A 25,195-nucleotide genomic window follows, 5' to 3' on the forward strand; every position below is an offset into this window, starting at 1 on the left:
TGCCCCAAGCCCGGCCCCACCCAAGCAAAGCCGTCGAGCGAACATGGGTCCGCTTGGCGGCTTTGTCGTTGTGTCGACGAGAGGATGAATTCGGTTATGGCGCGCAGGCCCTGGTCGTTCAAGGAAGACCGCCGGCTGATGGAGTTGGCCAAGTCTTCGACTTCGCTGGAAGAGGCGGCAAAGCTTCTCGGTCGCTCGCCCGATGCGATCAAGCGCATGGCCTTGCGTCTCGGCCTGTCGCTGAAATCCAAGGGCAGCAAGAAGAACTAGCGTCCGTCGCGCCGGCCGTGCGCGACAGTTCACGGACGTGCGCGCCTGCCCGATCGACCGGTGAGCGGAAAGCCGCCAATCGACGCAGCCCGAACGCCTTCAGCGCACTCGATCTCTCCGCGCCTGGATGTTAAGCTGCCCGGCGATGAAGATTGATCATCGACGGGCTTCGATGTCCGCCCGATCGTTTGTTGGAGGAATGGATCATGTTGTCCCGCGCACTGGCTGTAGCTTTGCTCCTGGCTCTGCCCTCGATGGCGTCGGCGCAAGTCCCCGTGCGGTTCGGATTTCCGAATGGCGCGCCATGGTGTGCCTTTGGCTTCGATTGCAGATTTCTGAATTACCGCGAGTGCGCGGACTGGATCTATGATCCTGCGCGAAACTGCCTCAAGAATCCGTACTTCGCAGCCCACTACCCGACCGATGTCGACAAGGGCTGGTCCTACAATCGGCGCTGAACGTCGCCCTCCTGCCGACGACTTCGTCATGCGGTCGGGCGCGCGGCTTCGTGCCTGACCCGGCTGGCCCGGCTCGTCAATGACGAGAATTTGGGCAGGGACGATCGGCTGCCCCTCCGCAAAGCCGGAACTCTCGACCGCGCCCCGCATTGTTCCCGAAAGGAATGCGGGAGGCGGCGCCATGGCAAGCTCTTTCCTGATCGTGATGTCGATCTGGCTTGGCATCAACATCCTGTTCGTGGCCGTGAGATTGTGGGTCACAAGACCGGGGAGCCGGCGAGTTGATGACGCCCCCAGCCAATTCAGCATGAAATCGCGACTGCATCGCCACGCTTGACGTCGTCAGATGCGCAACCGCCGAAATGGGCCGTCTCTGCCGTTCGCTCGTGAACCTCGGTTCATGCCCGCGAAGGTCTATAAACCTTAACGATGTTCCTGGCTTTCGAAAGCGACCAGCGGGCCGACCGGTTATGTTGGCGCCATGCGCCGCAACCATCTCATCGCAGCCGCCGGAATCTGCCTCGCGCTCATCATCTATGCCACGCTGGCCAAGCTCGCGGGCAGGCCGGCGCTCATGGGCCATGCGGAGGCCTACTCGGTCGTCGTCATCGAGCGCTTCAGCGCCTACGGCCTGTTGGGCTTCCTGCTGTCGTTTCTGCTGCCGGGGCGCGTCAAACTGGCTTGCGCGTTCGTAGTGGCCGTTGCAGTCGGTCTCGAGGTTTTGCAGGCGGTGACGCCGGATCGTGATCCGCGGCTCATCGATGTGCTGCAAAAGGCCGCCGGCGGCACCGTCGGCGTCCTTCTGGCCCAAACCATCCTGGCTTTCCTGCCAAGGCCGCCGTCTTAGCGCGGCCGAGGGCGCGGCGGACCTACGCCACTCCGCGCCTGAGGCTTTCCTGCTGGGTCGCGAGAACTCCCGACATCTGCCGATGGGTTTCACGCAACGCCGCGATCGCATCATCGAGACCGAATTCGGCTTCGCGAATGGTCTCGAAGAACCGGGCCATCAAGGCGAGGTTCAGCTTGACGCGGGTGTTACCGTCGCGACTCTTGCGGCGATCGAGCGACAGATGCTGCGCCTGAAGCCGGGCTTCGGCAGCACTACAGCCGTTGAGCGTCGCGAGTTCGTCATATGTCATCCAGATTTGAGGCATATCCCTGTCCGTCTTTTGTTATGGACCTCAACCTAGATTTCACCTCTAAAGGCACGGTTGCCGCAATGCGGTGACGAAGGGTTTTCGCGACAACAGCGTCAATGCAAAGCTAAGACGCGGGATCCTTTGCTGTATCCTTTGCTGTATCCTTGGGCGACGCAAATGGATGGCGCGGCCGGGAGCGGCTGTCGAGATTCTTGGGCAATTTGTCGGCATTGAGCTTCACGACCGCGCATCGAGCGTCGGCGGCAGGCGCATCTTCCTGGCTGTAAATCAGCGTCGCCTCGAATTTGACGTCGGGTGCTTCCTTGGCCGTGCCCGAGCAGGTCGCGACCAGGCCATTGCACACACCCGCAAGATCGACCTCGACCTCGTCCGGCCCGAACACGCTCGGCGGACCATCGGTGTGCCGGTTCACGGTCAAGACGGCCGAGAAGTGCTTCTCATTGACACGATAAGAGCCACCATAGGTGAAGAAGCTGTCGCTACCCGAGATCCGGCCCTCGATCAGATCCACGACGCCGGTGCCCTGGCCGCGCGGCGTCCTGAACCAGGCAGCGCATTTGCCGTCTCTCAACATACGAATTTCTCGGCGTGAAAATTGACGGGTATTTGCAACCAACTCTGGGGCGCGACAATGACCAAACCGCCAGCGCTTTCGGCAGGGTTAACGCCCCGAAAACCCGATTCATCGAATTGCCGCCGGCGCGCGACGCGACGGCACCGACGTCAAAACAATTCTATGCCGTCGTCGGCGGTGTCGACCGCCTCGACGCGCCGCGTGGCGGCGACCGACGCAAGCCCGAGCGTTTGCAGGAACTCCCGGTGGACGTCCCGCTCGCGCTCCATCGTGTAGCGCGCGAAGAGATCGTCGAGCATGGCCTCGTCCTGCGCACCCGGTTGCGGCCGCCGGGCGACCGCACTCGTCTCGAGGCGCGCGGCCACCGCAGGCAAAGTCGCGGAGCTTTCGCCGAGCTTGCTCATCAGGCCTTGCGCCGAATTCATCAGGCTCTCGAATTCCGCTCCCTCGTCGACGAGCCGGCTCATCAGCTTGTCGAGCCGTTCGTTGCCGGCCTCGACCTCGCGCAGCGCCTGGAGGATCTGCGGCTCGAGGTTGGCAAGCTGCGTGGGATCGCCCTGCACGCGAAGCTCCTTCAGTGCCTTGGCCGAGCGCTCGATGCCGTCGAGCACGGGCCGGAGGCGCCCCGCCCCCGCCGAAACCTGGTCCGCAGTCGCCTTGAGCTCGTTGGCGATCACGACGAAGGCGCTGCCGCGGCTGCCGAGATGGCTTGCCTTGAGACCGGCATTCATCCCGATCAGGGTGATGTCGACGGTCGCATCGGCGAGCCCGGCGATCGCCTGGCGAAATTTCGCCAGCGTATCCTCGACAATGGCCAGCGCGTCATCGACCGCACGGCCGGCGCCCTCGCAGGTGGCGATCAGGGTCGAGGCATGCGCCAATATCTGCTTGATGCGCGTCAGGAACGACGACGAGCCGCCATCCTCACCGCCGAACAGGGTGCGGCCGTGGCCGACGACGCTGGCCGCATCATTCAAGATAGCCGCCAGCGCGCGAACGATCTGGCCGATGTCGCCACCGAACTCGCGCTGGGCGTCCCTCAGCTGGGCGGCCTGCAACAGGCAGATGGCGCGCGCGCCGTCATCGCTCGTGACGGGTTCGGGAACGAGGCTTGGTGAAGGTCCTGACGCAAGACCGAGACCGTGACAGACATGCTCGAGACGCTGGCGCGTACTGTCGCCGGCCTGCAAGGAAATGATCGCGCTGCCGACCGCCTCGGCGATCTTCCTGGTGCTGGCGCTGGCGAGATCGGCGACATGGCTGCTCTTGCTGCGCTGGTCGCGCAATCCGCCATAGGCCTTGCCGAGCTCGGCGCTCTCCGAGACCAGCTGGTTCCCGTAACGGCTCTCGAACTCCTTCTGCCGGCCGGAGGCGGTGGCAACGGCTTCCGACAGACGTTGCTGGTCCCGTGCGCAGCCCTCGATCGAGCGCTGCACGGCCTTGCCGAGATCGTAGGCTTCCTGCGTAAAGGCGAGAAAGCCTTCACGGTCGCCATCGAGCGAAGCCGCCTCGATCCGCGCGCTGCGCGCGATGATGGTGATCATTCCGATGTGCTTGAACAGCGGTTTGAGCAGCGAGGACGCCTCCTCCGTACTCTTGCCGATCGTCGCAAGCAGTGCGCTCTCGGCCGGCAGCGTCTGCGCCAGCTCGCTGAGCCGCGCGGCGATCTCCTGCAGCGCGGTCGCGGCGCCCTCGATCTCGGCGCCGGAGAGCTCCTCGGAGAGCGTGGCGAGGCCCTGGTTCAGCTCCTTGAAGATGATGTGGCCGCGACCGAGCTCCCGACCGACGCGCGCAAAGACATCCTCGATGCGCGACGAGACATCCTCGATCGCCGCGGCCGCTTCAGTGAGCGTGGTGGCCGGAATGGCGGACATTGCAATCAACCTGCCACCGCGACGTGCCCGGCCTGATACCAGAGCATGATCTCGCGCGGAATATGGTGCAGCGGCACGACCTTCTCGACCCCGCCATGGGCGATGGCTTCCTTGGGCATGCCGAACACCACGCAGCTGTCTTCATCCTGTGCTCGCGTCGAGGCGCCGAGCTTGCGCATCTCCAGCATTCCGCGCGCGCCATCGTCGCCCATGCCGGTCATGATGACGCCGAGCGCGTTGGCGCCGGCGTGCTGGGCCGCCGAGCGGAACAGCACGTCGACTGAGGGGCGATGCCGCGACACCGGCGGACCGTCCTTGATCGCAATCTGGTAGCGCAGCCCGATACGCTGAAGCAGCATGTGACGGGCGCCCGGGGCAATATAGGCGCTGCCCGGCAGCACCGGCTCGCCGTCCTCGGCCTCCTTGACCCGGATCTGGCAGACGCTGTCGAGACGTCTGGCAAACGCCGCGGTGAACCCCGCCGGCATGTGCTGGACGATGAGAAGCGGAGGGCAGTGCGGCGGCAGCATCTCGAGGACGTCGTTGAGCGCCTCGGTGCCGCCCGTCGATGCGCCGATGCACACGATGCGCTCCGTCGTCGGCCGGACCTTGCCCTGCACCGGCGGCGGGATGATGGCGTCGGCCGTCAGCTTCTTCTCGACCACCCGGCGCTCCGCACGCGGGCGCACGCGGGCGCGCGCCGCCGACTTGACGGCCTCGCGCAGCCGCGTGGAGCATTCGAGCAGCGCCTGCCGCGTGTCGATCTTCGGCTTCGGCACGATGTCGACCGCGCCCGCCTCGAACGCCTCGAACATCACGTTCGAGCCTTCTTCGGTCAGCGAGGAGCAGATGATCACCGGGATCGGACGTTGCGCCATGATCTTGCGCAGGAACGTCATGCCGTCCATGCGCGGCATCTCGATGTCGAGGATCATGACGTCGGGGATCTCGTTCTGGAGGCGGCGCGCGGCTGCGAACGGGTCGGACGCGGTCCCCATCACCTCGATGTCCGGATCGTCATTGAGGATCGTCTGAAGGATTTGGCGCACCGACGCCGAATCGTCCACGATCAGCACGCGAACTTTCTCCCTCGGCATTCTGGTTGTGCTCCGGCTAGACCTTGAAGATGGTTGGCTGAACTTGCTTCAAACCCGGCACTGCACTGTGAATCATCGATTCCGAATGTCCGACCAGCAGATAGCCGCCGGGCCGCAAATGGCTGCACAATTGCTCGATCACCTTGCGCTGCGTCTCGCGCTCGAAATAAATCAGGACGTTGCGGCAAAAGATGATGTCGACGTCGCGGTCGACGGGATAGGACGCATCCATGAGGTTCATCCGCATGAAATGCGTCATGCGCCGCAATTCCGGCACCACCCGCACCTCGCCGCGCGACTTGTCCCGCGACGACAGGAAGTATCGCTTCACGAAGGGCTCCGGCACCGGCGCGAGAACGTCGCGGGTGTAGATCGCGGTCTTGGCAAGGCGCAGCACCGCGGTCGAGATGTCGGTCCCGAGGATGCGGTACTGAAACCGCGAGCCGTTCCGCGTCATGTCGTCCAGCACCATCGCGGTCGTGTAGGCTTCCATGCCGGTGGAGCTCGCCGAGCTCCAGATCTTCAGGTTCGCGTTCTTCCGTCCATGCAATTTGAGCAGGGCCGGGATTGCGACGTCCCGCATGAAAGTGAAGTGCTGGGGCTCGCGGAAGAAGTCGGTCTTGTTGGTCGTCACCACATCGATCAAATGGGTGAGCTCGGTGTCGAAATGCTCCGCCCCGAACAGGTTGTCGACATATTCGTTGAGGTCGGAGAAGTTCAGCGCGCGCACGCGCTTGTGCAGCCGCCCCTCCAGCATCAGCCGCTTGCCTTGCGGCAGCTTGATGCCGACCTGGCCCTCGATCAATTCGGCAATGGTCCGGAAGTGGCGGTCCGACAGATGCACGGCCATGTCCTGCACGGCGGGCATCATGGTCGCCGGCCCCGGTCCGAGATGGCCGCCTGCACTGAATGTCGGGCCACCCGGGCCATCTTGAATCCTACACGTTTACGCAATCACAGATCGGCCCCCGGTGGGGGCCGATCCCTCAGAGAGCCTTAGCGCTGGAAATCGGCGTCCCGATCGTCCTCGCCGTCGTTCATGTCGAAGGCGAAGCCACCGCCGCCCGCAACCTTCATGGCACGCGCGGGCTTGGCCGGCGGCTTCCTGGCCGGGCGCTCGACGGCCGCCATGGTGGCCGCCTTGGCGCGCAACTGATTGACCGCCCGGTCGATCGGTGCGGCCGCGCGGCCCTTTCCACCCTGCTCGATGCGGAAATAAGCGATAGTGGACTGGAGCTGCTCGGCCTGCGAGGCGAGCTCCTCCGAGGTCGAGGACACCTGCTCGGAAGCGCTGGCGTTCTGCTGGCCGACCTTGTCGAGCTGCTGGATCGCCTGGTTGATCTGGGCCGAACCGACGTCCTGCTCGCGGCAGGCCGCGGTGATCTCCTCGACCAGCTCGGCGGTCTTCTTGATATCAGGGACGAGCTTGGCAAGCATATTGCCGGCTTCCTGCGCGACCTTGACTGTTTCAGTCGAGAGCGTGCCGATCTCGGCCGCCGCAGCCTGGCTGCGCTCGGCAAGCTTGCGCACTTCGGAAGCGACGACTGCAAAGCCCTTGCCGTGCTCGCCGGCGCGCGCGGCTTCGACCGCCGCGTTCAGCGCGAGCAGGTCGGTCTGGCGCGCGATCTCCTGCACGATGGTAATCTTCTCGGCGATGGTCTGCATCGCGTTGACGGCGCGTCCGACGGCCGCGCCGCTGGCCTCCGCGTCCTTGGCCGACTGCGCGGCGATCTTCTCGGTCTGGTTGGCGTTGTCGGCGTTCTGCTTCACGTTCGAGGCCATCTCCTCCATCGAGGACGAGGCTTCCTCGGCGGACGAGGCCTGCTCGGTCGCGCCCTGCGAAAGCTGCTCGGCGCTCGCGGAAAGCTCCTGACTGCCGGCAGAGACGTTCTGCGCCGCCGTCAGAGCTTCCGACACGATCTGGCGGAGCTTTTCCACCATGCGCTCGAGGGCAAGGCCCAGCGTGTCCTTGTCCGACTGCGGCTTGGCCTCAACCATGAGATTGCCCTGCGCAATCTCGTTGGCGACGGCCGCAGTGGCGTTCAGGTTCACGGTCATCGCATTCAGCGATTTGATGAGATCGCCGATCTCGTCATTGCTGGACGACTCGATCTTACGGCTGAGATCGCCGATCGCCACCGCGTCGGCGAGGCCGACGGCCTGTGCCAGCGCGCGGCTGATGTTGAGGGCGATCCAGGTGGCGGCAACAGCGGCGATCAGGAGCGAGGCAATGACCAGGCTCATCAGCAGCATTTCGGCGCGGGCGCCGTCCTGCTTGGACTGCTCGGCCTGCTCCGCCATGTTCTTCTTGACGTTCTTGATGTAGCCGTCGGCTGCTTCCAGCGCGTCCGCGACGACCTTGCGGCCGTCATGCATGGACCGGTCCAGGGCCTTCGGCTTGTCGGACTTCGCGAGCCTGACCGTCTCATCCTGATAGGCGCTCAGCTTGGCAAACGCCGTGGAGAAGCTCTCCATCAGTTTCTTGCCGCCTTCGCTGGCGGCGGCGTGGATCTCGTCCTTGGACTTGACGAGCGCTTCGCGATTCTTGGCGAGGTCGGCTACGAACTGATCGTATTCAGCATCGGTCGCCGCGAGGATCGAGTTCTTTTCGGCGCGCACCAGAAACAGGATGCCTTCCTTGAGTTCCGCGGCCTTTTCCATGCGGCCCGCGCGGCTAACCAGAGTCTCGGTGGTGCCGACCATGTCCGACAGCTTCACATAGCCGACCGCGCCGGCGATCATGGAGAGCAGGATGACGACGCCGAAGGCGCTGGCAAGCTTGGCTTTGACGGTAAATCTCATGTCAATCTCGTTGGTTCGAATTGGGGGGCATACGCTTGACCATGCTTACTCTTGCAAACTCAGGCGGCGCGGGGCGCATCGCGCCCTTCCGGGATCTCGTCATGCGCCATCAGCTTGGCGAGATCGAAGATCACGACGAATTTCTCGCCCTTGCGGCCGATGCCGGCGGCGTAGTCGGATTGCCATTTGCCACCGACCTCGGGGATGGGCTCGATCGCCTGCTCGTCGATGTCGGTGACCTCGAACACGCAATCGGCGACGAAGCCGACACCGACCAGACGGTCCTTCATCGGCACGTCGAGGATGATGATGCGGGTCGCCTCGGTCGTCGCCACGCTCGGCAGGCCGAGCTTGGTCCGGAGGTCCACGATCGGATAGCCGCTGCCGCGCACGTCGATCATGCCGAGCAGGAAGTTCGGCGCATGCGGCAGCCGCGAGATCGGACGCATGTCGAGAATTTCGCGGACGTTGCGGATGCTGATGCCGAACGTCTCGCCGGCGAGTCCGAGCGTCAGATATTGCGAGGTTGCGGCCATGCTGCAGTCCAGGGGTCCCGGGGTTTGCGAATGAGCACGATCCGGCACGAGGCCGGACCGCCTGATCAACGTTGGAATTCGGCGTCGCGGTCGTCTTCGCCGTCGTGCATGTCGAACGCGAAGCCGCCACTGCCGGCGACCTTCATCGCACGTGCGGGTTTGCGGACAGGCGCGGGCTTCTTCACGCCGCGATCCGCCGCAGCCATGTGCGCCGCCTTGGCGCGGAGCTGGGTAACGGCACGATCGATCGGCGCCGGCGCCGCGCTCTCGCCGCGGCCGGCATGGTCGATGCGGAAGAACGAGATTGTGGACTGGAGCTGCTCGGCCTGCGAAGCGAGCTCCTCCGAGGTCGAGGAGACCTGCTCGGAGGCGCTGGCGTTCTGCTGGCCGACCTTGTCGAGCTGCTGGATCGCCTGGTTGATCTGGGCCGAACCGACGTCCTGTTCACGGCAAGCGGCGGTGATCTCCTGGACCAGCTCAGCCGTCTTCTTGATGTCGGGCACGAGCTTGGACAGCATGTCGCCGGCCTCCCGGGCGACCTTCACCGTCTCCGTGGACAGCGTGCCGATTTCGGCCGCGGCCGCCTGACTGCGCTCGGCGAGCTTGCGGACCTCGGAAGCGACCACCGCAAAGCCCTTGCCGTGTTCGCCGGCCCGCGCGGCCTCGACCGCGGCGTTGAGCGCCAGCAGATCGGTCTGCCGTGCGATCTCCTGCACGATGGTGATCTTCTCAGCGATCGTCTGCATCGCGTTAACCGCACGACCGACGGCCGCGCCGCTGGATTCCGCATCCTTGGCGGACTGCGCGGCAATCTTCTCGGTCTGGTTGGCGTTGTCGGCGTTCTGCTTCACGTTCGAGGCCATCTCCTCCATCGAGGAAGAAGCTTCCTCGGCGGACGAGGCCTGCTCGGTCGCGCCCTGCGAGAGCTGCTCGGCGCTGGCGGAGAGCTCTTGGCTGCCGGCCGAGACGTTCTGCGCGGCGGTCAACGCCTCCGCGACGATCTGCCGGAGCTTCTCGACCATCACGTTCAGGGACCTGACGAGGTCGCCAATCTCATCGTTGCTGGCGGACGGGATGGTCTGGCTGAGATCGCCCTCCGCAACCGCGCCGGCAAGGCCAACGGCGCGGCCCAGCGAACGGCTGATCGAGATGGAAATCCAGAGCGCAGCCCCGATCGCAATCGCCAGCGAAATGCCGAGCAGCGTCATCAGCACGAACTGCGCCTGGTGGCCTTCCTCCTTGGATTGGACCGCCTGCTCCGCCATCTGCTTTTTCGTGTTGCCGACATAGGCGCTCATGGCTTCCATCGCGTCCGCGACGACCTTGCGACCGTCGCCCATGGAGCGTTCGGTCGCCTTTGCCTTGTCGGTCTTGGCCAGTCTGAACGTCTCTTCCTGATACACATTCATCTTGGCGTATGTCACAGCGAAGCTGTCGAGCAGCTTCCTGCCGGCTTCGCTCGCCAACGCGTAGACCTCGTCCTTGGTCTTCAGCGCCTGGTCACGAATCTTGGCGGCATCGGCGGCAAACTGTTCGGCCTGGGCTTCCGCTCCGAGAATTGAATTCTTCTCCGCCCGCAGCTGAAGCAGGATATCCTTTTCGATTTGCGTCGCCTTCTCCATCCGGGTCGCGCGCAGGACCATGCTGTCAGCAGTGGCCATCATGTCGCCGAGCTTCATGTACGCGACACCGCCGGCGACCATGGACAGGACAATGACCAGGCCGAATGCGCTGGCCAGCTTCGCTTTGACCGTAAATCTCATTTCCAGCCCCTAGACCTCAAGTCCCACCCCTGGGACTCATTTCAATTCAGAATGCGTTCCATGTTGGGAACGATGACGAACTCTTCACGCCATTTGGCGATGAAGCGAATGAACTCCGGCTTCCAGTGCATGCCGACGCGCGGCGTCTGCTGCACGTCGGTCTGCGAGATCTCCGTGACCTCATAGACCTTGTCGGCGGTGACGCCGACCAGGACGGGCTCGCCGTCGAGCTCCAGCTCGATGACGACGATGCGCGTGTCGGCCGAGTTGTCGAGCTGCGGCATGCCGAAGCGGATGCGCAGGTCCGCGAGCGGAATGACGTTGCCGCGTACGTTGATCACGCTGGGAACGAAAGCCCGTGCGCCGGCGACCCTGGTCACCGGCACGGGATCGATGATCTCGCGCACGAGGCCCGCGTCGAGCGCGAACTTCTCCTCGCCGAGGCCGATCATCACGACCTGCATCGCGTCGGCCTGATGCTCGCCGGCCAAAGTCTCGTTCATCACGCCGCCTCGCTGATGTGCTGCTTCTCGACCTTCGACTGCGCCAGCGCGACGAGCTGCGCGACGTCGAGGATCAGCGCCGCCGTGCCGTCACCCAGGATGGTCGCGCCCGAGAAGATCGTGACATCCGAATGCAGCTTGGAGAGCGACTTGATCACGGTCTGGTGGTTGCCGATGATCTGGTCGGCGACGAGACCGACGCGGCTTTCACCGGTCGAGATGATGATCGTCTTCTGGTGCCTGTCGGGCGCCCCCGACGACGACATGATCTCGCGCAGGCGCAGGAACGGAACGAGGTTGCCGCGGACGTTGAGGAAATTGCGGCCGCGCGAGCGCTCGTCCTCGGCCGTCAGCTCGACGCATTCCTCCACCGCCGACAGCGGAATGATGTAGCGGCCTTCGCCGACGCGGATCAGGAGGCCTTCGATGATCGCGAGCGTCAAGGGCAGGCGCAGCGTCACGGTGGTGCCCTGGCCCGGCTTGGTCGACAGGTCGATGGTGCCGCGCATGTTCTCGATGGTGCGCTTGACCACGTCCATGCCGACGCCGCGTCCGGACAGCGCCGAGATGGTCTGTGCGGTCGAGAAGCCCGGGTGGAACAGGAACTGGTGGATCTCGTGATCGGTCAGCACGGCGCCGGCTGCAATCAGGCCCTGCTCTTCCGCCTTGGCACGGATGCGCGCGGTGTTGAGGCCGCCGCCATTGTCCTTCACGGTGACGAGCACCTGCGCGCCGGAATGAACGGCGGCGAGCTCGATCCGGCCCTGCTCGGTCTTGCCGTTGGCGGCGCGCGTTGCGGTGTCTTCGATGCCGTGGTCGATGGCGTTGCGGATCAGGTGCACCAGCGGATCGGCCAGGCACTCGATCATGGTCTTGTCGAGTTCGGTGTCCTCGCCCGTGGTGACGAATTCGACCGGCTTCGACAGATCGCGCGACAGATCGTGGATCAGGCGGCGGAAGCGGCCGAACAGCGAGCCGATCGGCACCATGCGCGCGCCCATCGTGGTGTCGCGCAAGGAAGACGCGAGGCGCTCGATTTCCTCGGCGATCATCTTGATCGAGAGGTCGGAGCCGGACGATGCGAGCTGGGTCAGCCGCGCCTGGGCGATGACGAGCTCGCCGACCCGGTCCATCAGTTCGTCGAGGCGTTCGGCCTGGACGCGGACGGTGGCGATGCCGCGATCGTCGCGCTTGGCCTCGGCCTTCGGCTCCGGCTTCGGTTCAGATTTGGGCTCCGCCTTTGCGGCGGGCTGAGCGGCGATCGGCGCGGCAGCAGCCTCGACCACCGGCGCAGGCATCTCGGCCTCAGGCGCCGGCTCCTCGTCGATGAGCTGGAATAGCGGCATCGGCGCGGGCGCTTCGACATGCTCCAAGGGCGAGAGGGTCAGCTTCATCTCGTCCTGGACGAACATGAAGACGTCGTCGATCGCGTCCTTGTCGCAGGCCGCGTGCAGCTTGACGTCCCACTTCAGATAGCAATCCTCCGGCTCCATTTCGTCGAGGAACGGGATGCCGTCGGTAACAGGCACGACGAAGCAGGGGCCGAGCTTGCAGAGGTCTTCCAGGAGGTCGAGCGGGTTCGAGCCGTTGCGCAGGATGTGGGATTCGAATTCCAGATACAGGTGCCAGCCGGCCTGCTTGCTCTCGACCGGCGCCGCCGCCTCCGCGATCCCGGCGACCGGCACAACAGGCTGGTCGGACGAGACAAAGCGCTTGAGGTCGTCGAGGATGCCTTCGCCGATGACGTCATCGGTCGACTGGGGATCCTCGATCAGGGCGCGGATATAGTCCTTGGCGGCGAGCGCGACCGAGATCAGTTCCTGCGTCGGCTTGATCTCGCCCTTGCGGACGCGATCGAACGCGGTCTCGAATTCGTGGGTGAAGGAGGCGACCTTGTCGAAGCCGAACATGGCGCCCGAGCCCTTGATCGTATGCAGGGCGCGGAAGGCGGAATCGACGAGTTCGCGGTCATCGGGACGCAGGCCGAGATCGAGCAGGGCTCCTTCAAGAACTTCGAAGAGCTCACTGGCTTCCTGACGAAAGACCTCGGTCGGGTCCATTGCACTCATGCGCGCACCAGCTTGCCGACGACGGCGAGCAACTGCTCCGGCTTGAAGGGCTTGGTGATCCAGCCCGTGGCGCCGGCGCTCTTGGCCTCCTGCTTCACCGTGTCGTTGGATTCGGTGGTCAGGAACACGATCGGCATGCCGACCGCGCTCGGCAGCTTGCGCAGCGCCCGGATCAGCTCCAGCCCGTTCATGACCGGCATATTGAGGTCGGTGATCACGAGGTCGAGCTTGCCGGCCTGGGCCTTGGCGAGCCCTTGCGCACCGTCACCGGCCTCGATCACGTTATGACCGGCCGGCTCGAGCACGACCTTGATCATTTGCCGAATGCTGGGGGAATCGTCGACGGTCAGAATCGTGGCCATCAGGTGCCATCTTTCTTTTGCGGGAAGTGCTGTTCGATCATCGCCTCGCTGGCGAAGCCGGCGCGGCGAAGGGTGTTGCGCAGAGATTGGGAGAATGCGGTGAGCACCACCGGGCGGCCCTGGGCCTCGCCCGTCTTGGCGGTCGACAGCAGAAGCTGGATCGAGGTCACGTCGGCCTTGTCGACGCGCGAACAATCGATCTCGAGCCGCTGCTCGCGGCCGAACGCCTCGCGAATGAGGTCATAGACGCTGCGAATGGCCGCGATGCTGCAATCGGCGGGTAACCGCAACGACCACTTCGGCTCCGTCGGATTGAGCGCCATCGCTGCCCCCGCCCTTGCAAAATTCCGATACACGTTTGACGCGAATCAAGTGAGCAAACCCCTAACGGAGAGGTCCGTACAACTACGGGTCACATTCCCGAGGACTTCGCGCAATTGCATGCAACGGTGCATAGCCTGCTGAAATCGCATGCGAGGCGCGCATATCGCAGCGCGTGCGCACGCACGGCGCATTTGCTTCGCGTTAAATTCGCTCGGGTTATGCAGTCGGTTCGTGCCCTTGCCAGCGAAGAGAGCCCCGGCCGCCGATGCTGACCCAAGCGCTTCTGGTTGACGACAGCCGTTCCGTCCTCAACTTCCTGAAACGTCACATCGAGGCCGAAGGTCTGGTCGAAGCCACCACCTTCCTCGATCCCGTGCAGGCACTGGCCTGCGCACGGGAGCGCGTCTTCGACCTCGTGCTGGTCGACTACGAGATGCCGCACATGGACGGCATCAGCTTCATCCGCACGCTCCGCACCCTTCCCGGCTGCGTCGACATCCCTATCGCGATGATCACGTCGCGGCAGACCGATGACGTGAAGATGGAAGCGCTGCAGGCCGGTGCAACCGATTTCCTGCCCAAGCAGCCGCAGAGCGTCGAGATGACGGTGCGTCTACGGAATTTGATTCAGCTTGGTGCAGCCGTACGCAAGCTCAACGATCGCGCCGCGCATCTGGCCAGTGAAGTCGCGGCCGCGATACGCAAGCTCGGCGAGCGCGAGGAAGAGATCATCCTGCGGCTCGCGCTCGCGGTCGAATACCGCGACAACGACACCGGCGAGCACACCCTGCGGGTCGCCCGCTACAGCCGCATCATCGCCGAGCAGCTCGGCCTGCCGGCCCGGCTCTGCCGCGACATCTATCTCGCCGCACCGCTGCACGACGTCGGCAAGGTCGCCATTCCCGACAATATCCTGCTCAAGCCCGGCCGGCTGACCGACGAGGAGATGGCGGTGATCCGCACCCACGCCACGATCGGCGAACGGATCCTGGCGGACTCCAGTTGCGAGCTGATCCAGCTCGGTGCGCAAATTGCCGCAGGCCACCACGAGCGCTGGGACGGCGCAGGCTATCCGAACGGCCTCAAGACGGACGAGATCCCGGTGGCCGCACGCGTGGTCGCGGTCGCCGACGTGTTCGACGCGCTGACGACGCGGCGGCCATATAAAGAGCCGATGCCGCTCGAGGCGGCGCGCAATTACCTGGTCGAGAACCAGGGACGGCAGTTCGACCCGGCCTGCGTCGAGGCTTTTCTGTCGCGCTGGAACGAAGTCATGGAGATCGCTGCCGGGCAGCAGGCGACGCCATTTCAGAAGACGGAGGCGACGCTCGCCCCTGTCATGGAGAGAGCCGTCGAGGGCCGGACGGCCGAAGACCGTTCGCCGCAGGCCGTTCCGGCCGCCTGAGGTCGCATATCCCGACAACAGCTTGCCGCGGCTCTGTTTTCTCCGGTCGCCGGTTTGAACCTGTTCCTGATAGAGTGCACCAATGTCCAAGAGTGATTCCGGTCACACTTGCCTGGGCGCTCCTCTGCTAAGCATCGAACCAGGACGGGACCGGTAGAGCATCGGTAGAATTGAATGAGAATCCCCATGAGAAGCCTGATCGGCGCCGTTGTCGGCGCGCTCTGTGTGGCGACCCCCGCCCTGGCGGAGACCCCGGCCGCGATCGTCGAGGACGTCCAGGGCAAGGTCGACGGCATCGCGTTCATGGACTATGTGGCGCCGGGCAAGATCATCAAGCTCGGCCCGAAGGCGAGCGTCACGCTCAGCTATCTCAAATCCTGCCTGCGCGAGACGATCAGCGAAGGCGTCGTGCTGGTCGGCGCCGAGCAGAGCACCGTACAGCTCGGCGAGGTCAAGCGGGACAAGGTGCCCTGCGACACCAACGCGGCGAAGCTGTCCGAGCGAGAGGCCAACCAGAGCGCCGCGACCACCTTCCGCACCATGCGCTCGGACGCCAAGGGCGCGCCGGCCAAGCTGCCGACGATCTACGGCGTCGCACCGCTGGTGCAGGCCAAGAGCGGCAGCACGCTGGTGATCGAGCGCACCGACGGCAAGGAACCCACGATCACCGTGCCGCTCAAAAGCGAAGCCATGATCGGCGGCAAGTTCTATGATTTTGCCAAGGCCGGGAAGTCGCTGACCCCCGGCGGCAGCTATCTCGCCATTCTCGGCGCCAAGCGCTATGCCTTCCAGGTCGACGCCAGCGCCACCTCATCGCCGACGCCGATCGTCGGCCGCCTGCTGCGGCTCGAATAGGCGGCTTGCGACGGGGCGATGCGGCGGATCGGAAGGCGGGACATCGTTGCAGCGATCCTGATTGCGCTCTTCGCGGGCGCGGTCTTCACGTCTCCGCCGCTTCAGACGCTGCAGGGCCTGTCGCTCGACATCCTCACCGCGATGCGCGGCAAGCTGGTCGGCGACCGCCGCGATCCCGCGACATCGCCGGTCGTCGTCGTGGCCATCGACGGGGAGACCTACGACACTCCGCCCTTCAAGGGATCGCCGACGCTGACCTGGACGCGCGAAATTGGCCGCGTGCTCGGAAGCATCACTGAGGGCGGCGCCAAGGTGATCGGCTTCGACGTCATCTTTCCCAGCTCGATCGAGCAGTCGGAGATTCCCTTCGGCGACGCGCCACTCGGCAGCCGCATGAAGGGTTTTGACCGGGACTACCTCATCGCACTCCGGCAACTCTCCGACAGCGGCAAGCTGGTGCTCGGCGAGATCCTGAGCAACGACCATCCGGACAGGCCCTACCCCGCACAACGACTTGCGGTGAAAAACAATGTCCGCGCCCTCAACGTTCACACCGACATCGACGACGTGATCCGGCGGATGCCGCTGAGCTTTGCCATCGACGGCAAGCCGGTCCCTGCGATGGCGATCGAACTCGCCGCGCGCGCGCTCGGCACGACGCCCGGAACCGAGCCATCCGGCGCGATGCAGCTGTCCGGCTACACGATCCCGAGCGCGATCCCCAACACGTTGACGCTCAACTTCCGCGGCATGGGCCGCGACATCCCGGCCTATTCCTTCGCCAACCTGCGTGCCTGCGTCGAGAAGGGCGACCGCGATTTCTTCCGCCGCGCCTTCGAGGGCAAGGTCGTCCTGCTCGGCACCGTCCTCAATTTCGAGGACCGCAAGCTCACCTCGATGCGGCTTTCCGGCGGATATGACGGCTCGCCCGCGCCGCGCTGCGCCCTGCCCGCCTCGGCGGGTACCGCGCAGAAGGCCCGCAGCGATATCGCCGGCGTGTTCGTGCATGCCACCGTCGTGCGAAACCTGATCGAGCGCGATGCCGTGACCGAGCTCGGCTTTCCGGCGCGGACCATCCTCACGATTGCGTTCGCGGCGATCATCGCCTGCGCGGCCTGCATGCTCGCACCCGGCGGCGCGGTGATCGCCTGGCTCGCCCTCACCGCCGTTTACGCCGGTGTGGCCGTCGGAGCGTTCGTGCATGCCCTGGCGCTGCCCTTGACGGAACCCGCGCTCGCGAGCCTCGCCGCGCTCGCGATGATGATCGGCTACCGCTTCATGCTGGCCGATCGCGACGAGCGTTTTCTGCGCAAGAGCTTCGCCTTTTATCTCGCGCCCGAGGTGATCGAGACGATGGTAGCCTCCGGCAAGATGCCGGCGCTCGGCGGCGAGATGCGCAACGTCACTATGTTCTTCTCCGACCTCAGCGGGTTCTCCTCGATCGCAGAGACGATGACGCCGGGCGAGCTGGTCACGTTGATGAACGAATATCTCTCCGCCATGACCGACATCATCGAAGGCCATGGCGGCTATGTCGACAAATATATCGGCGATTCCATCGTCGCCATGTTCGGCGCGCCGGCCGACGATCCCGCCCACGCGCGCAATGCCGTCCGCGCGGCGCTGAAGTGCCACGAAAAGCTGGCGGACCTCAACGCCAACAACGCCGCCTTCGCGGGCCACGGCCTGTCGCACCGCATCGGGCTCAACAGCGGCGAAGCCGTGGTCGGCAATATCGGCTCCCGCCGCCGCTTCAACTACACCGTGATGAGCGACACCGTGAACGTCGCCTCGCGGCTCGAGGGTGCGAACAAATATTACGGCACCGCGATCATGGCCTCGGAGGCGACAGTGGCGCAGACAGGTGACGCCTTCGCCTGGCGCGAGCTCGACGCAATCAGGGTGCAGGGCCGCGGCGAGGCGATCAAGGTGTTCGAGCCGCTGGCGGAGAGAGACGGGGAGAGTGCCGAGCAGAAGAAGGTGACGGCGTTGTATGCGGAAGGACTGGCCTGCTGGCGCGCACGGGAGTTCGCGAAGGCGGTTGATGCGTTCGACCGGCTAGCCAAGGTCGATCCGCCATCGTCAATGTTTGCAAAGCGCGCCAGAGCGCTTGTCGCAAATCCACCGTCGCTGGAATGGACACCAGTCAACACGCTCGAAGGGAAGTAGCCGCGTCAGCCGAGAGCGCTAGCTTCCCCTCTCCCCTTGCGGGAGAGGGTGGCTCGCCGCAAGGCGGCGAGACGGGTGAGGGGTTTCTCTCGGCGCATCCAACTCTCACTTGAATTCGCGGAGACATACCCCTCATCCGGCGCTTCGCGCCACCTTCTCCCACAAGGGGAGAAGGGAGGGCAGCATCGCGTGTTGCGCGATCATCTCGCTCAAAACGGCAGTCCCACATAATTCTCCGCGAGCAGGCGCTGCGCCGTCTCGGACGAGAACAGATATTCCAGCTCCGTCTGCTGAAGACGATCCTCATAGTCGAGACGATCGGGGAAGCGATGCAGCAGCATCGTCATCCACCAGGAGAAACGCTGCGCCTTCCAGATCCGCGCCAGCGCCTTGGCGGAATAGCCTTCGAGGCCGGAATCATCGCCGCTCTGATAATGTGCGAGCATGGCGTGATAGAGATAGTAGATGTCGGAGGCGGCGCTGTTCAGCCCGCGCGCGCCGGTGGGCGGCACGATGTGGGCGGCATCGCCGGCGAGGAACAGGCGGCCATAGCTCATCGGTTCGGCGACGAAGCTGCGCAATGGCGCGATGCTCTTTTCGATCGCGGGCCCCGTGATCAAGCGGCCGGCGACCTCTTCCGGCAGGCGGCGCTTCAGCTCGGCCCAGAACGCGTCGTCCGACCAGTCCTCGACCTTGTCGGTGAGCGGCACCTGGATGTAGTAGCGGCTCAGCACCTGTGAACGCAGGGAACACAGCGCAAAGCCGCGCTCGTGCTTCACATAGATCAGCTCGGACGAGACCGGCTTGGTGCGCGACAGCACCCCGAGCCAGCCAAACGGATAGACCTTCTCGTATTCGCGCAGCACGTCCTTTGGGATCGACCTGCGGCTGACGCCGTGGAAGCCGTCGGCGCCGACGATGTAGTCGCAATCGACGCGAACGATCTCGTCGTTCGAGCGGTACGTCACGTAGGGGCGGTCCGACGCGAGATCATGCGGCGTCACGTCCTCGGCATTATGCACGACCTTGCCGCCAAGGCGGTCGCGCGCCTCGTAGAGGTCGCGCGTCAGCTCGGTCTGGCCGTAGACCAGCACCGAATTGCCGCCGGAGTGCTTGTGCAGATCGATGTGGGAGAGCCCCCCGTCATGGGCGATCTCGAACCCCCGGTGGATCTCGCCTTCGCGGTCCATCCGCTCGCCGCATTGCGCCTCGCGCATCAGTTTTGCAAAACCGTGCTCGAGCACGCCGGCGCGGATCCGGGCCAGCACGTGGTCGCGGCTGTATTTCTCCAGCACGACCGTGTCGATGCCCTTCAGATGCAGGAGCTGGGACAAGAGCAGCCCGGACGGCCCGCCACCGATGATACAGACCTGAACTTTCATTTTCGCGTCCTCCCGTCGGCACTTTTTTGCAGATTCAGCCGCGCAAACCGATGGAGGGTTTCGTCTTTGTCTTGTACTATTCGAACATGAAAAGCGCCGCCCCTGCCCCCGCGATCCGCGTCTACAATCTGTTCGGCGAGTCCGGCGACCTGCCCGACGTCGTGCATTGTGAGACGATCGCGTCCCGCTCCGTACTTCACGACTGGACCCTGGCCGTGCACCGCCATGCCCGGCTGCACCAGGTCCTGCTGATCGAGCGCGGCGGCGGCGAGGCGACGCTCGACGGACGCGTGGTGCCGTTGAAGCCGATGCAGATCGTCAACGTACCCGTCGGACACGTCCACGGCTTCCGCTTCGTGCCTGAGACCCAAGGCTGGGTGCTGACCATCGCGGCGGAGATTCTGGACGAGGCGCTGCTCGCCGCCGAAGGCCTGCGCGGGGCCCTGTCACAATCAGGCGTGGTGCGCGGCACCCCGCAGATCCGCGCCACCATGAAGCAGATCTTCGCCGAACACGCCGCCCGCGATTTCGGCCGCGCACATGTGCTGCGCGCTTTGTCGGCAGCCATGATCGGGCTGGTGGCCCGCGCGCTCACGAGCGAGACCGGTGGCAATGGCACTGCCGAATCCGGCCTGTTCCGCCGCTTCGAGGCGCTGCTCGAGCAGCATCATCTGGAACGCTGGAGCGTCGCGGACTACGCAGGCGCGCTGTCGATCACGCCGACCCATCTCAACCGGGTGACGCGGGCGGCGACCGGCGACACCGCCTCGCACCTGATCCTCAACCGCCTGATCCGCGAGGCGCGGCGCAACCTCGTCTACACCAACCTGCCGGTCTCGACGATCGCTTACGCGCTCGGCTTCGAGGACCCCGCCTATTTCAGCCGCGTTTATGCCGCCGCCACGGGGCTATCGCCGCGCGCCTTTCGCACCCGGCTGCATGGTGATGAAGGCTGACACATCAGCCGATCGAACAGCCGCGCCCAAGGTCGAAGGCCACGCTGGGAACCGCAATGGCCTTCGTTGCCCGCGCTGCCACTTACCTTCGTATATCGGGCCCTATCCTTTGGATAGAGGCCCTTTACCTCAGTACAATTGAGTAGGGAATGCGCGCGCCTTAGCCTGGCTGCATTCGGCGCCCTGGCGCTGGTGGCATTGGATCCTCCCTAACCTGGGCGCAAGACGGCCGCCCCTGTCCGGTCGTCTGCGCTGCTTTTTTTCGGCAAGCCATCGGTGCCTTCATTGTTTTTCCGGCCGACACACACCGCGCCCTGGCGGTGGGATCGGCCGCCTTTCGCGTGCAACTGGAGATTTACGCATAATGTCTTCGATTGAGAAGATCGCACTCTTTATCGATGGCTCCAATCTCCATGCCACCTCCAAGGCGCTCGGCTTCGACATCGACTACAGGCGTCTGCTCGGCGAATTCCAAAGCCGAGGTGCGCTGTTGCGGGCCTTCTACTACACGACCCTCATCGAGGATCAGGAGTATTCGTCGATCCGCCCCTTGATCGATTGGCTCGACTATAACGGATACACCGTCGTCACCAAGTTCACGAAGGAATTCGTCGACGCCATCACCGGCCGCCGCAAGGTGAAGGGCAGCATGGATGTCGACCTCGCCGTAAATGCGATGGAGCTCGCCGAGCACGTCGATCAGATCGTGTTGTTCTCGGGCGATGGCAATTTTCGTTCGCTGGTGGAAGCGCTGCAGCGCCGCGGTGTCCGCGTGACGGTCGTCTCCACACTCTCCACTCAGCCAGCCATGGTCGCCGACGACCTGCGCCGACAGGCGGACGTATTCATTGATTTGGCAGAACTGAAACCAAAAGTGGGGCGCGATCCGGCCAATCGGCCGGGATCGCGCGAGATGCGCCAGTTACCGCAATTCCTCGCGCGCGTAGCGATCGATCGCGGCGACCAGGTGGAGTGATCCTGCGGGAGGCCGCACGACTCTCAGACGTCGAAGAACACGGTCTCCTCGGGCCCCTGCAAATTGATCGTGAAGGAATACACGACCTTGCCGGCGCGCTCGCTTCGCGTTGCGATCAACGTCTTGCGCCGGGCCGGCTGTTCGATCAGGTTGAGCACGGGGTCTCCGGCGTTGGCAGCCTCTTCATCCGAGAAATAGAGCCGCGTGTTGAGACCGATATTGATGCCGCGCGCGACGATCCAGACATTGACGTGCGGCGCGCATTTGCGCCCTGCCTTGTCGGTGATGGCGCCGGGCTTGATGGTCTCGAAGGTCACGAGCCCGCTGTCGAAGTCGGAGCCGGCGCGGCCCCAGCCGCGAAACTCCTGCTCCAGCGCGCCGGCCGAGCGGTCGGCCGGATGGTTGTAGCGGCCGGCCGCATTGGCCTGCCAGATTTCCAGCAGCACGTCGCGCAGCGGCGTACCGGTGCCGTCAAGCACCTTGCCTTCCAGCGTGATGCGTTCGCCCCGGGTGTTCGGCGTCACCAGCACGTTGGAAAAGTTCTTCTCGAAGATATCGAAGCCGGCCATGGCCGGGATCAGGCCGATGTGGACGTAGGGGCCGGCGGTCTGCGAGGCGGTTTCCTTGAGATAGTTGAGCGGCTGCGGCATTTGCTCAGTTCCCCGCGGTGCGATTTTCGAAATAGGTGGAACGCTGACCGCGCAGGACGATGTCGAAGCGGTACGCGAGCGAGTCGAACGGTGTCGAGGCGTTGAGGTCGAGCGGCGCGACCAGGCGATCGAGCGCATCCTTGTCCGGAATCGTCGTCAGGATCGGGCAGACCGGGATCAGGGGATCGCCCTCGAAATACATCTGCGTGATCAGCCGCTGCGCAAAGCCCGAGCCGAACACCGAGAAGTGGATGTGGGCGGGACGCCAGCTGTTGACGAAGTTGCGCCAGGGATAAGGACCCGGCTTCACGGTGCGGAAATAATAATAGCCGGTGTCGTCAGTCAGCGCGCGGCCGCAGCCGCCGAAATTCGGATCGATCGGCGCCAGATACGTGTCCTTCTTGTGCCGGTAGCGGCCGCCGGCATTGGCCTGCCAGAATTCGACCAGCGTGTTCGGAACGCCGCGGCCGGTCTCGTCCAGCACGCGACCGTGGACGATGATGCGCTCGCCGACGGGATCGCCGTCCTTGGCGTAGTTGCGGATCAGGTCGTTGTCGAGCGGGCCGAGATCGTTGTGGCCGAAGACCGGTCCCGTGATTTCCGAGACCGAATTCTCCAGTGACAGCAGCGCCTGGCGCGGCGAGCGCAGCACCGAGGATTTGTAGCCCGGGGCATACGCGGGCGGATGGATGGAACGGTCGCGCTGGAAGAAGCCGCCGTCGCCGAGCGGCGGCGTGAGCGGCTCGGGGCGGTTGAGGCGGGGATCCTGCAAGGCTGTCGCCTGGGCATTCATCGGCGTTGTCTCTCCCTAGGGCATCCCGGGGTCCGGGTGCGCGGCTTATTGAACGATAATGCCGCCACCTATTCTCAAGATAAATAGATCGATTATAATGAATTCCATGAAAAAAATCGATCATTTGGCCCTCGACGGCCATGCCCTCGAATTGTTCCTCGCCGTGCTGGAAGAAGGCTCGGTGACGGCGGCGGCAACGCGGCTCGGCCTGACGCAATCCGCCGTCAGCCACAGCCTGAATAAGCTGCGGCGGATCGCTGGAGATCCGCTGTTCGCCAAGTCCGGCCGCGGCATCGTCGCCACCGCGCACGCCCAGGCCCTCGCGGCGAAGGCGCGTGCGCTGATCGACGAGATGCGCAGCTTTGCCGGCGGCGTCAGCTTCGAGCCGGCGCAGGCCCAGCTCTCGCTGACGATCGCCGCCAACGATTTCCAGCGCGACCTGTTGCTGCCGCGCTTCTTCGGCCATGTCAGCGAACAGGTGAAGAGCCTGCACCTGCGGGTAATCCCCTCGCAGTCACCCTCACCCGCGATGCTGCGCGAGAACCGGTGCGATCTCATGATCACGCCGCTGCCGCCGTCCGGCGTCGACATCGTGCAGAAGCGCGTGCTGAGCGACCACTACGTCTGTTACTTTGACCCGAAGGCACGTACCGCGCCCGCCGGTCGCAGCGCCTATCTCGCAGCGCGCCACATCACCGTGGTCTACACCGACAATGAGCGGCTCGACTTCGACCGCCGGCTGGCGGCCAACGGCTTCCACCGCGACATCGCCATCTCCGTGCCGAGCTTTTCAGGCGTGCCGTCGTTCCTGCGCGGCACGCAGATGCTCGCGAGCATGCCGAGCCTGCTCGCGTCCGGTGTCATGCAGGGCTTCGCACATGCCCGAATTCCGCTGGCCTCGGGCACTCGGACCCTGGCCGAGCTGCCGATGTTCATGGTCTGGCACCAGCGCTACCAGAAAGACCCGGCCCATCGCTGGATCAGGAACCAGCTCGAGACGGTAGCAGAGACCGCCGCAGGAACATGAACGGCAGAATCGGGAACGTCCGAACTTCAGGTCAATTCCGCCGACAGCTTGCGCATCGCGCGGTCGAGAACCTCGACCTCCTCCGAAGTCAGTACGGCAAGCAGCCTCGTCTCCCGTTCCAGCGCGAACGGCACGATCTTGCGGAAAAGCGCGCGGCCTGCTGACGTCAGCGAAACGATCAGCTCGCGACGGTCATCAGAAGCATGTTTTCGGCTGACGATGCCGCGCGTCTCCAGTCCCTGGACGGCGCGGCTGACCTGCATCTTGTCGAGCGTGGTGAGCGGCCCGATTTCCTTGGTCGCAATCTGGGTCCGCGCGCCAAGAATGGCAAGCACACGCCATTCCTGACGCGTCAGCGCAAAGCGTTCCGAATAGACTTCGGCCACGGCCAGCGACACCTGTTCGGCCAGACGCGCCAGCCGATACGGAAAATACTGCTGCAGATCGAGCTCGGCGCCGGCATCCTGCGCCGGACCCGCTGCCCTATTTCGTGCTTCGCGCAAACGTCCCGCCATGCCGCTCAGTCCCTGGCTTGCATTCCTGCAAAAGTTTTCCGGGCAGATTGATCCAGATCAACCCAGGAGATTGTAACATTTGATACTAATTCCGCAACCATCAAAGGGAGTGACGCCGCCATGAAAATCGAGAAGATCCATCACGTCGCCTATCGCTGCGTCGACGCCAAGGCAACCGTCGAGTTCTACAAGAAGGTCTTGAACATGGATCTTCTCGGCGCGATCGCCGAGGATCGCGTGCCTTCCACCAAGGCACCCGATCCGTACATGCACATTTTCCTCGATGCAGGGAACGGCAACATCCTCGCCTTCTTCGAGCTGCCGAACTCGCCGCCCATGGGCCGCGATCCCAACACGCCGGAATGGACCCAGCACATCGCCTTTCAGGTCAAGGACCTCGCCGAGCTCGAGGAAGCCCGGGCGCGCGCGGAAGCTGCCGGCCTCGACGTCGTCGGCGTCACCGACCACACCATCTTCAAGTCCATCTACTTTCGCGATCCGAGCGGCCACCGCCTCGAGATCGCGGCCTGGACCGCCACGCCGGACCAGATCGACCGCATGAAATCGGTCGCGCACGAGATGGTCGAGGAATGGTCACGCACCAAGCGTCCGCCACGTCATAACGCCTGGATGCACGAGAAAGAGTTTCAGGACGCGCATTGAATTCGGCACGAC

25 protein-coding genes are annotated in these 25,195 nt (G+C 64.5%); 9 read left to right on the forward strand and 16 right to left on the reverse strand.

The genetic code is table 11. From position 1 onward, the window contains the following. Positions 1 to 84: 84 nt before the first annotated feature. Positions 85 to 270: a hypothetical protein gene (locus EI171_RS45060; protein WP_129557530.1), complete on the forward strand. Its 186-nt coding sequence runs from the start codon at positions 85 to 87 to the stop codon at positions 268 to 270. Positions 271 to 1,209: 939 nt separating this feature from the next. After that, on the forward strand, positions 1,210 to 1,575 hold the full coding sequence (locus EI171_RS36460) for a VanZ family protein (protein ID WP_011085140.1): 366 nt from the start codon (positions 1,210 to 1,212) through the stop codon (positions 1,573 to 1,575). Positions 1,576 to 1,597: 22 nt separating this feature from the next. On the opposite strand, the gene EI171_RS36465 is transcribed toward EI171_RS36460, so the two are convergent. From EI171_RS36465 to EI171_RS36520, 12 genes are all read right to left on the reverse strand, one after another. Next, the gene (locus EI171_RS36465) at positions 1,598 to 1,882 is read right to left on the reverse strand and encodes a hypothetical protein (RefSeq protein WP_028174300.1); all 285 of its coding nucleotides are present in this window, start codon (positions 1,880 to 1,882) and stop codon (positions 1,598 to 1,600) included. A 109-nt stretch (positions 1,883 to 1,991) separates the two neighbouring features. Beyond that, complete coding sequence (locus EI171_RS36470) at positions 1,992 to 2,462, reverse strand: hypothetical protein (RefSeq protein ID WP_161536158.1); 471 nt, start codon at positions 2,460 to 2,462, stop codon at positions 1,992 to 1,994. 149 nt (positions 2,463 to 2,611) lie between these two features. Continuing rightward, positions 2,612 to 4,336, reverse strand: a complete 1,725-nt coding sequence (locus EI171_RS36475; protein ID WP_202633047.1) for a chemotaxis protein — start codon at positions 4,334 to 4,336, stop codon at positions 2,612 to 2,614. 5 nt (positions 4,337 to 4,341) lie between these two features. Next, complete coding sequence (locus EI171_RS36480) at positions 4,342 to 5,433, reverse strand: chemotaxis response regulator protein-glutamate methylesterase (RefSeq protein WP_011085136.1); 1,092 nt, start codon at positions 5,431 to 5,433, stop codon at positions 4,342 to 4,344. A 16-nt stretch (positions 5,434 to 5,449) separates the two neighbouring features. Further along, positions 5,450 to 6,304 (reverse strand): protein-glutamate O-methyltransferase CheR, encoded by an 855-nt coding sequence (locus EI171_RS36485; RefSeq protein WP_011085135.1) that lies wholly within the window; start codon positions 6,302 to 6,304, stop codon positions 5,450 to 5,452. Positions 6,305 to 6,429: 125 nt separating this feature from the next. Beyond that, positions 6,430 to 8,235 carry a methyl-accepting chemotaxis protein gene (locus tag EI171_RS36490; RefSeq protein ID WP_011085134.1) on the reverse strand — a complete coding sequence of 602 codons (1,806 nt, stop codon included), beginning with the start codon at positions 8,233 to 8,235 and terminating at the stop codon, positions 6,430 to 6,432. Positions 8,236 to 8,294: 59 nt separating this feature from the next. Further along, complete coding sequence (locus tag EI171_RS36495) at positions 8,295 to 8,771, reverse strand: chemotaxis protein CheW (RefSeq protein WP_028174296.1); 477 nt, start codon at positions 8,769 to 8,771, stop codon at positions 8,295 to 8,297. Between the two features lie 65 nt (positions 8,772 to 8,836). Then, on the reverse strand, positions 8,837 to 10,534 hold the full coding sequence (locus EI171_RS36500; protein WP_011085132.1) for a methyl-accepting chemotaxis protein: 1,698 nt from the start codon (positions 10,532 to 10,534) through the stop codon (positions 8,837 to 8,839). Between the two features lie 41 nt (positions 10,535 to 10,575). Further along, positions 10,576 to 11,037 carry a chemotaxis protein CheW gene (locus tag EI171_RS36505; RefSeq protein ID WP_161536159.1) on the reverse strand — a complete coding sequence of 154 codons (462 nt, stop codon included), beginning with the start codon at positions 11,035 to 11,037 and terminating at the stop codon, positions 10,576 to 10,578. Then, positions 11,037 to 13,106: a chemotaxis protein CheA gene (locus EI171_RS36510; protein WP_161536160.1), complete on the reverse strand. Its 2,070-nt coding sequence runs from the start codon at positions 13,104 to 13,106 to the stop codon at positions 11,037 to 11,039. The genes EI171_RS36505 and EI171_RS36510 overlap by 1 nt, the downstream gene beginning before the upstream one ends. Then, complete coding sequence (locus tag EI171_RS36515; protein WP_008142319.1) at positions 13,103 to 13,468, reverse strand: response regulator; 366 nt, start codon at positions 13,466 to 13,468, stop codon at positions 13,103 to 13,105. The genes EI171_RS36510 and EI171_RS36515 overlap by 4 nt, the downstream gene beginning before the upstream one ends. After that, a complete protein-coding gene (locus EI171_RS36520) occupies positions 13,468 to 13,791 on the reverse strand; it encodes a lipid asymmetry maintenance protein MlaB (protein ID WP_038966600.1) in 324 nt (107 codons plus the stop codon). Before EI171_RS36520 ends, EI171_RS36515 begins: the two co-directional genes overlap by 1 nt. A gap of 266 nt (positions 13,792 to 14,057) precedes the next feature. Here EI171_RS36520 and EI171_RS36525 point away from each other — a divergent pair, with 266 nt between their 5' ends. The 3 genes from EI171_RS36525 (at position 14,058) to EI171_RS36535 (ending at position 18,221) form a co-directional block, all read left to right on the forward strand. Continuing rightward, the gene (locus EI171_RS36525; protein ID WP_028174292.1) at positions 14,058 to 15,197 is read left to right on the forward strand and encodes an HD domain-containing phosphohydrolase; all 1,140 of its coding nucleotides are present in this window, start codon (positions 14,058 to 14,060) and stop codon (positions 15,195 to 15,197) included. A 186-nt stretch (positions 15,198 to 15,383) separates the two neighbouring features. Next, complete coding sequence (locus tag EI171_RS36530) at positions 15,384 to 16,052, forward strand: hypothetical protein (RefSeq protein ID WP_028174291.1); 669 nt, start codon at positions 15,384 to 15,386, stop codon at positions 16,050 to 16,052. Between the two features lie 18 nt (positions 16,053 to 16,070). Then, positions 16,071 to 18,221 carry a CHASE2 domain-containing protein gene (locus tag EI171_RS36535; protein WP_161536161.1) on the forward strand — a complete coding sequence of 717 codons (2,151 nt, stop codon included), beginning with the start codon at positions 16,071 to 16,073 and terminating at the stop codon, positions 18,219 to 18,221. Positions 18,222 to 18,430: 209 nt separating this feature from the next. Here EI171_RS36535 and pobA read toward each other — a convergent pair whose 3' ends face one another. Next, complete coding sequence (gene pobA / locus EI171_RS36540) at positions 18,431 to 19,603, reverse strand: 4-hydroxybenzoate 3-monooxygenase (RefSeq protein WP_161536162.1); 1,173 nt, start codon at positions 19,601 to 19,603, stop codon at positions 18,431 to 18,433. A 50-nt stretch (positions 19,604 to 19,653) separates the two neighbouring features. Here pobA and EI171_RS36545 point away from each other — a divergent pair, with 50 nt between their 5' ends. Together EI171_RS36545 and EI171_RS36550 are read left to right on the forward strand one after the other, a co-directional pair. After that, the gene (locus EI171_RS36545; protein WP_011085124.1) at positions 19,654 to 20,559 is read left to right on the forward strand and encodes a helix-turn-helix domain-containing protein; all 906 of its coding nucleotides are present in this window, start codon (positions 19,654 to 19,656) and stop codon (positions 20,557 to 20,559) included. A gap of 364 nt (positions 20,560 to 20,923) precedes the next feature. Beyond that, the gene (locus EI171_RS36550) at positions 20,924 to 21,535 is read left to right on the forward strand and encodes an NYN domain-containing protein (RefSeq protein WP_161536163.1); all 612 of its coding nucleotides are present in this window, start codon (positions 20,924 to 20,926) and stop codon (positions 21,533 to 21,535) included. A 23-nt stretch (positions 21,536 to 21,558) separates the two neighbouring features. Here the strand turns inward: EI171_RS36550 and pcaG are convergent, their stop codons facing one another. Both pcaG and pcaH read right to left on the reverse strand, forming a co-directional pair. Continuing rightward, the gene (gene pcaG, locus EI171_RS36555) at positions 21,559 to 22,185 is read right to left on the reverse strand and encodes a protocatechuate 3,4-dioxygenase subunit alpha (RefSeq protein WP_028174286.1); all 627 of its coding nucleotides are present in this window, start codon (positions 22,183 to 22,185) and stop codon (positions 21,559 to 21,561) included. A gap of 4 nt (positions 22,186 to 22,189) precedes the next feature. Further along, positions 22,190 to 22,978, reverse strand: coding sequence for a protocatechuate 3,4-dioxygenase subunit beta (pcaH, locus tag EI171_RS36560; protein WP_161536164.1), 789 nt, complete (start codon positions 22,976 to 22,978; stop codon positions 22,190 to 22,192). Between the two features lie 97 nt (positions 22,979 to 23,075). Here pcaH and EI171_RS36565 point away from each other — a divergent pair, with 97 nt between their 5' ends. Then, complete coding sequence (locus EI171_RS36565; protein ID WP_161536165.1) at positions 23,076 to 24,005, forward strand: LysR family transcriptional regulator; 930 nt, start codon at positions 23,076 to 23,078, stop codon at positions 24,003 to 24,005. Positions 24,006 to 24,031: 26 nt separating this feature from the next. On the opposite strand, the gene EI171_RS36570 is transcribed toward EI171_RS36565, so the two are convergent. Further along, complete coding sequence (locus EI171_RS36570; RefSeq protein ID WP_161536166.1) at positions 24,032 to 24,520, reverse strand: MarR family winged helix-turn-helix transcriptional regulator; 489 nt, start codon at positions 24,518 to 24,520, stop codon at positions 24,032 to 24,034. Between the two features lie 120 nt (positions 24,521 to 24,640). Here EI171_RS36570 and EI171_RS36575 point away from each other — a divergent pair, with 120 nt between their 5' ends. Continuing rightward, positions 24,641 to 25,183 (forward strand): VOC family protein, encoded by a 543-nt coding sequence (locus EI171_RS36575; RefSeq protein ID WP_011085118.1) that lies wholly within the window; start codon positions 24,641 to 24,643, stop codon positions 25,181 to 25,183. Positions 25,184 to 25,195: the final 12 nt, after the last annotated feature.

The organism is Bradyrhizobium sp. LCT2, assembly GCF_009931255.1.
Lineage (GTDB): Bacteria > Pseudomonadota > Alphaproteobacteria > Rhizobiales > Xanthobacteraceae > Bradyrhizobium > Bradyrhizobium diazoefficiens.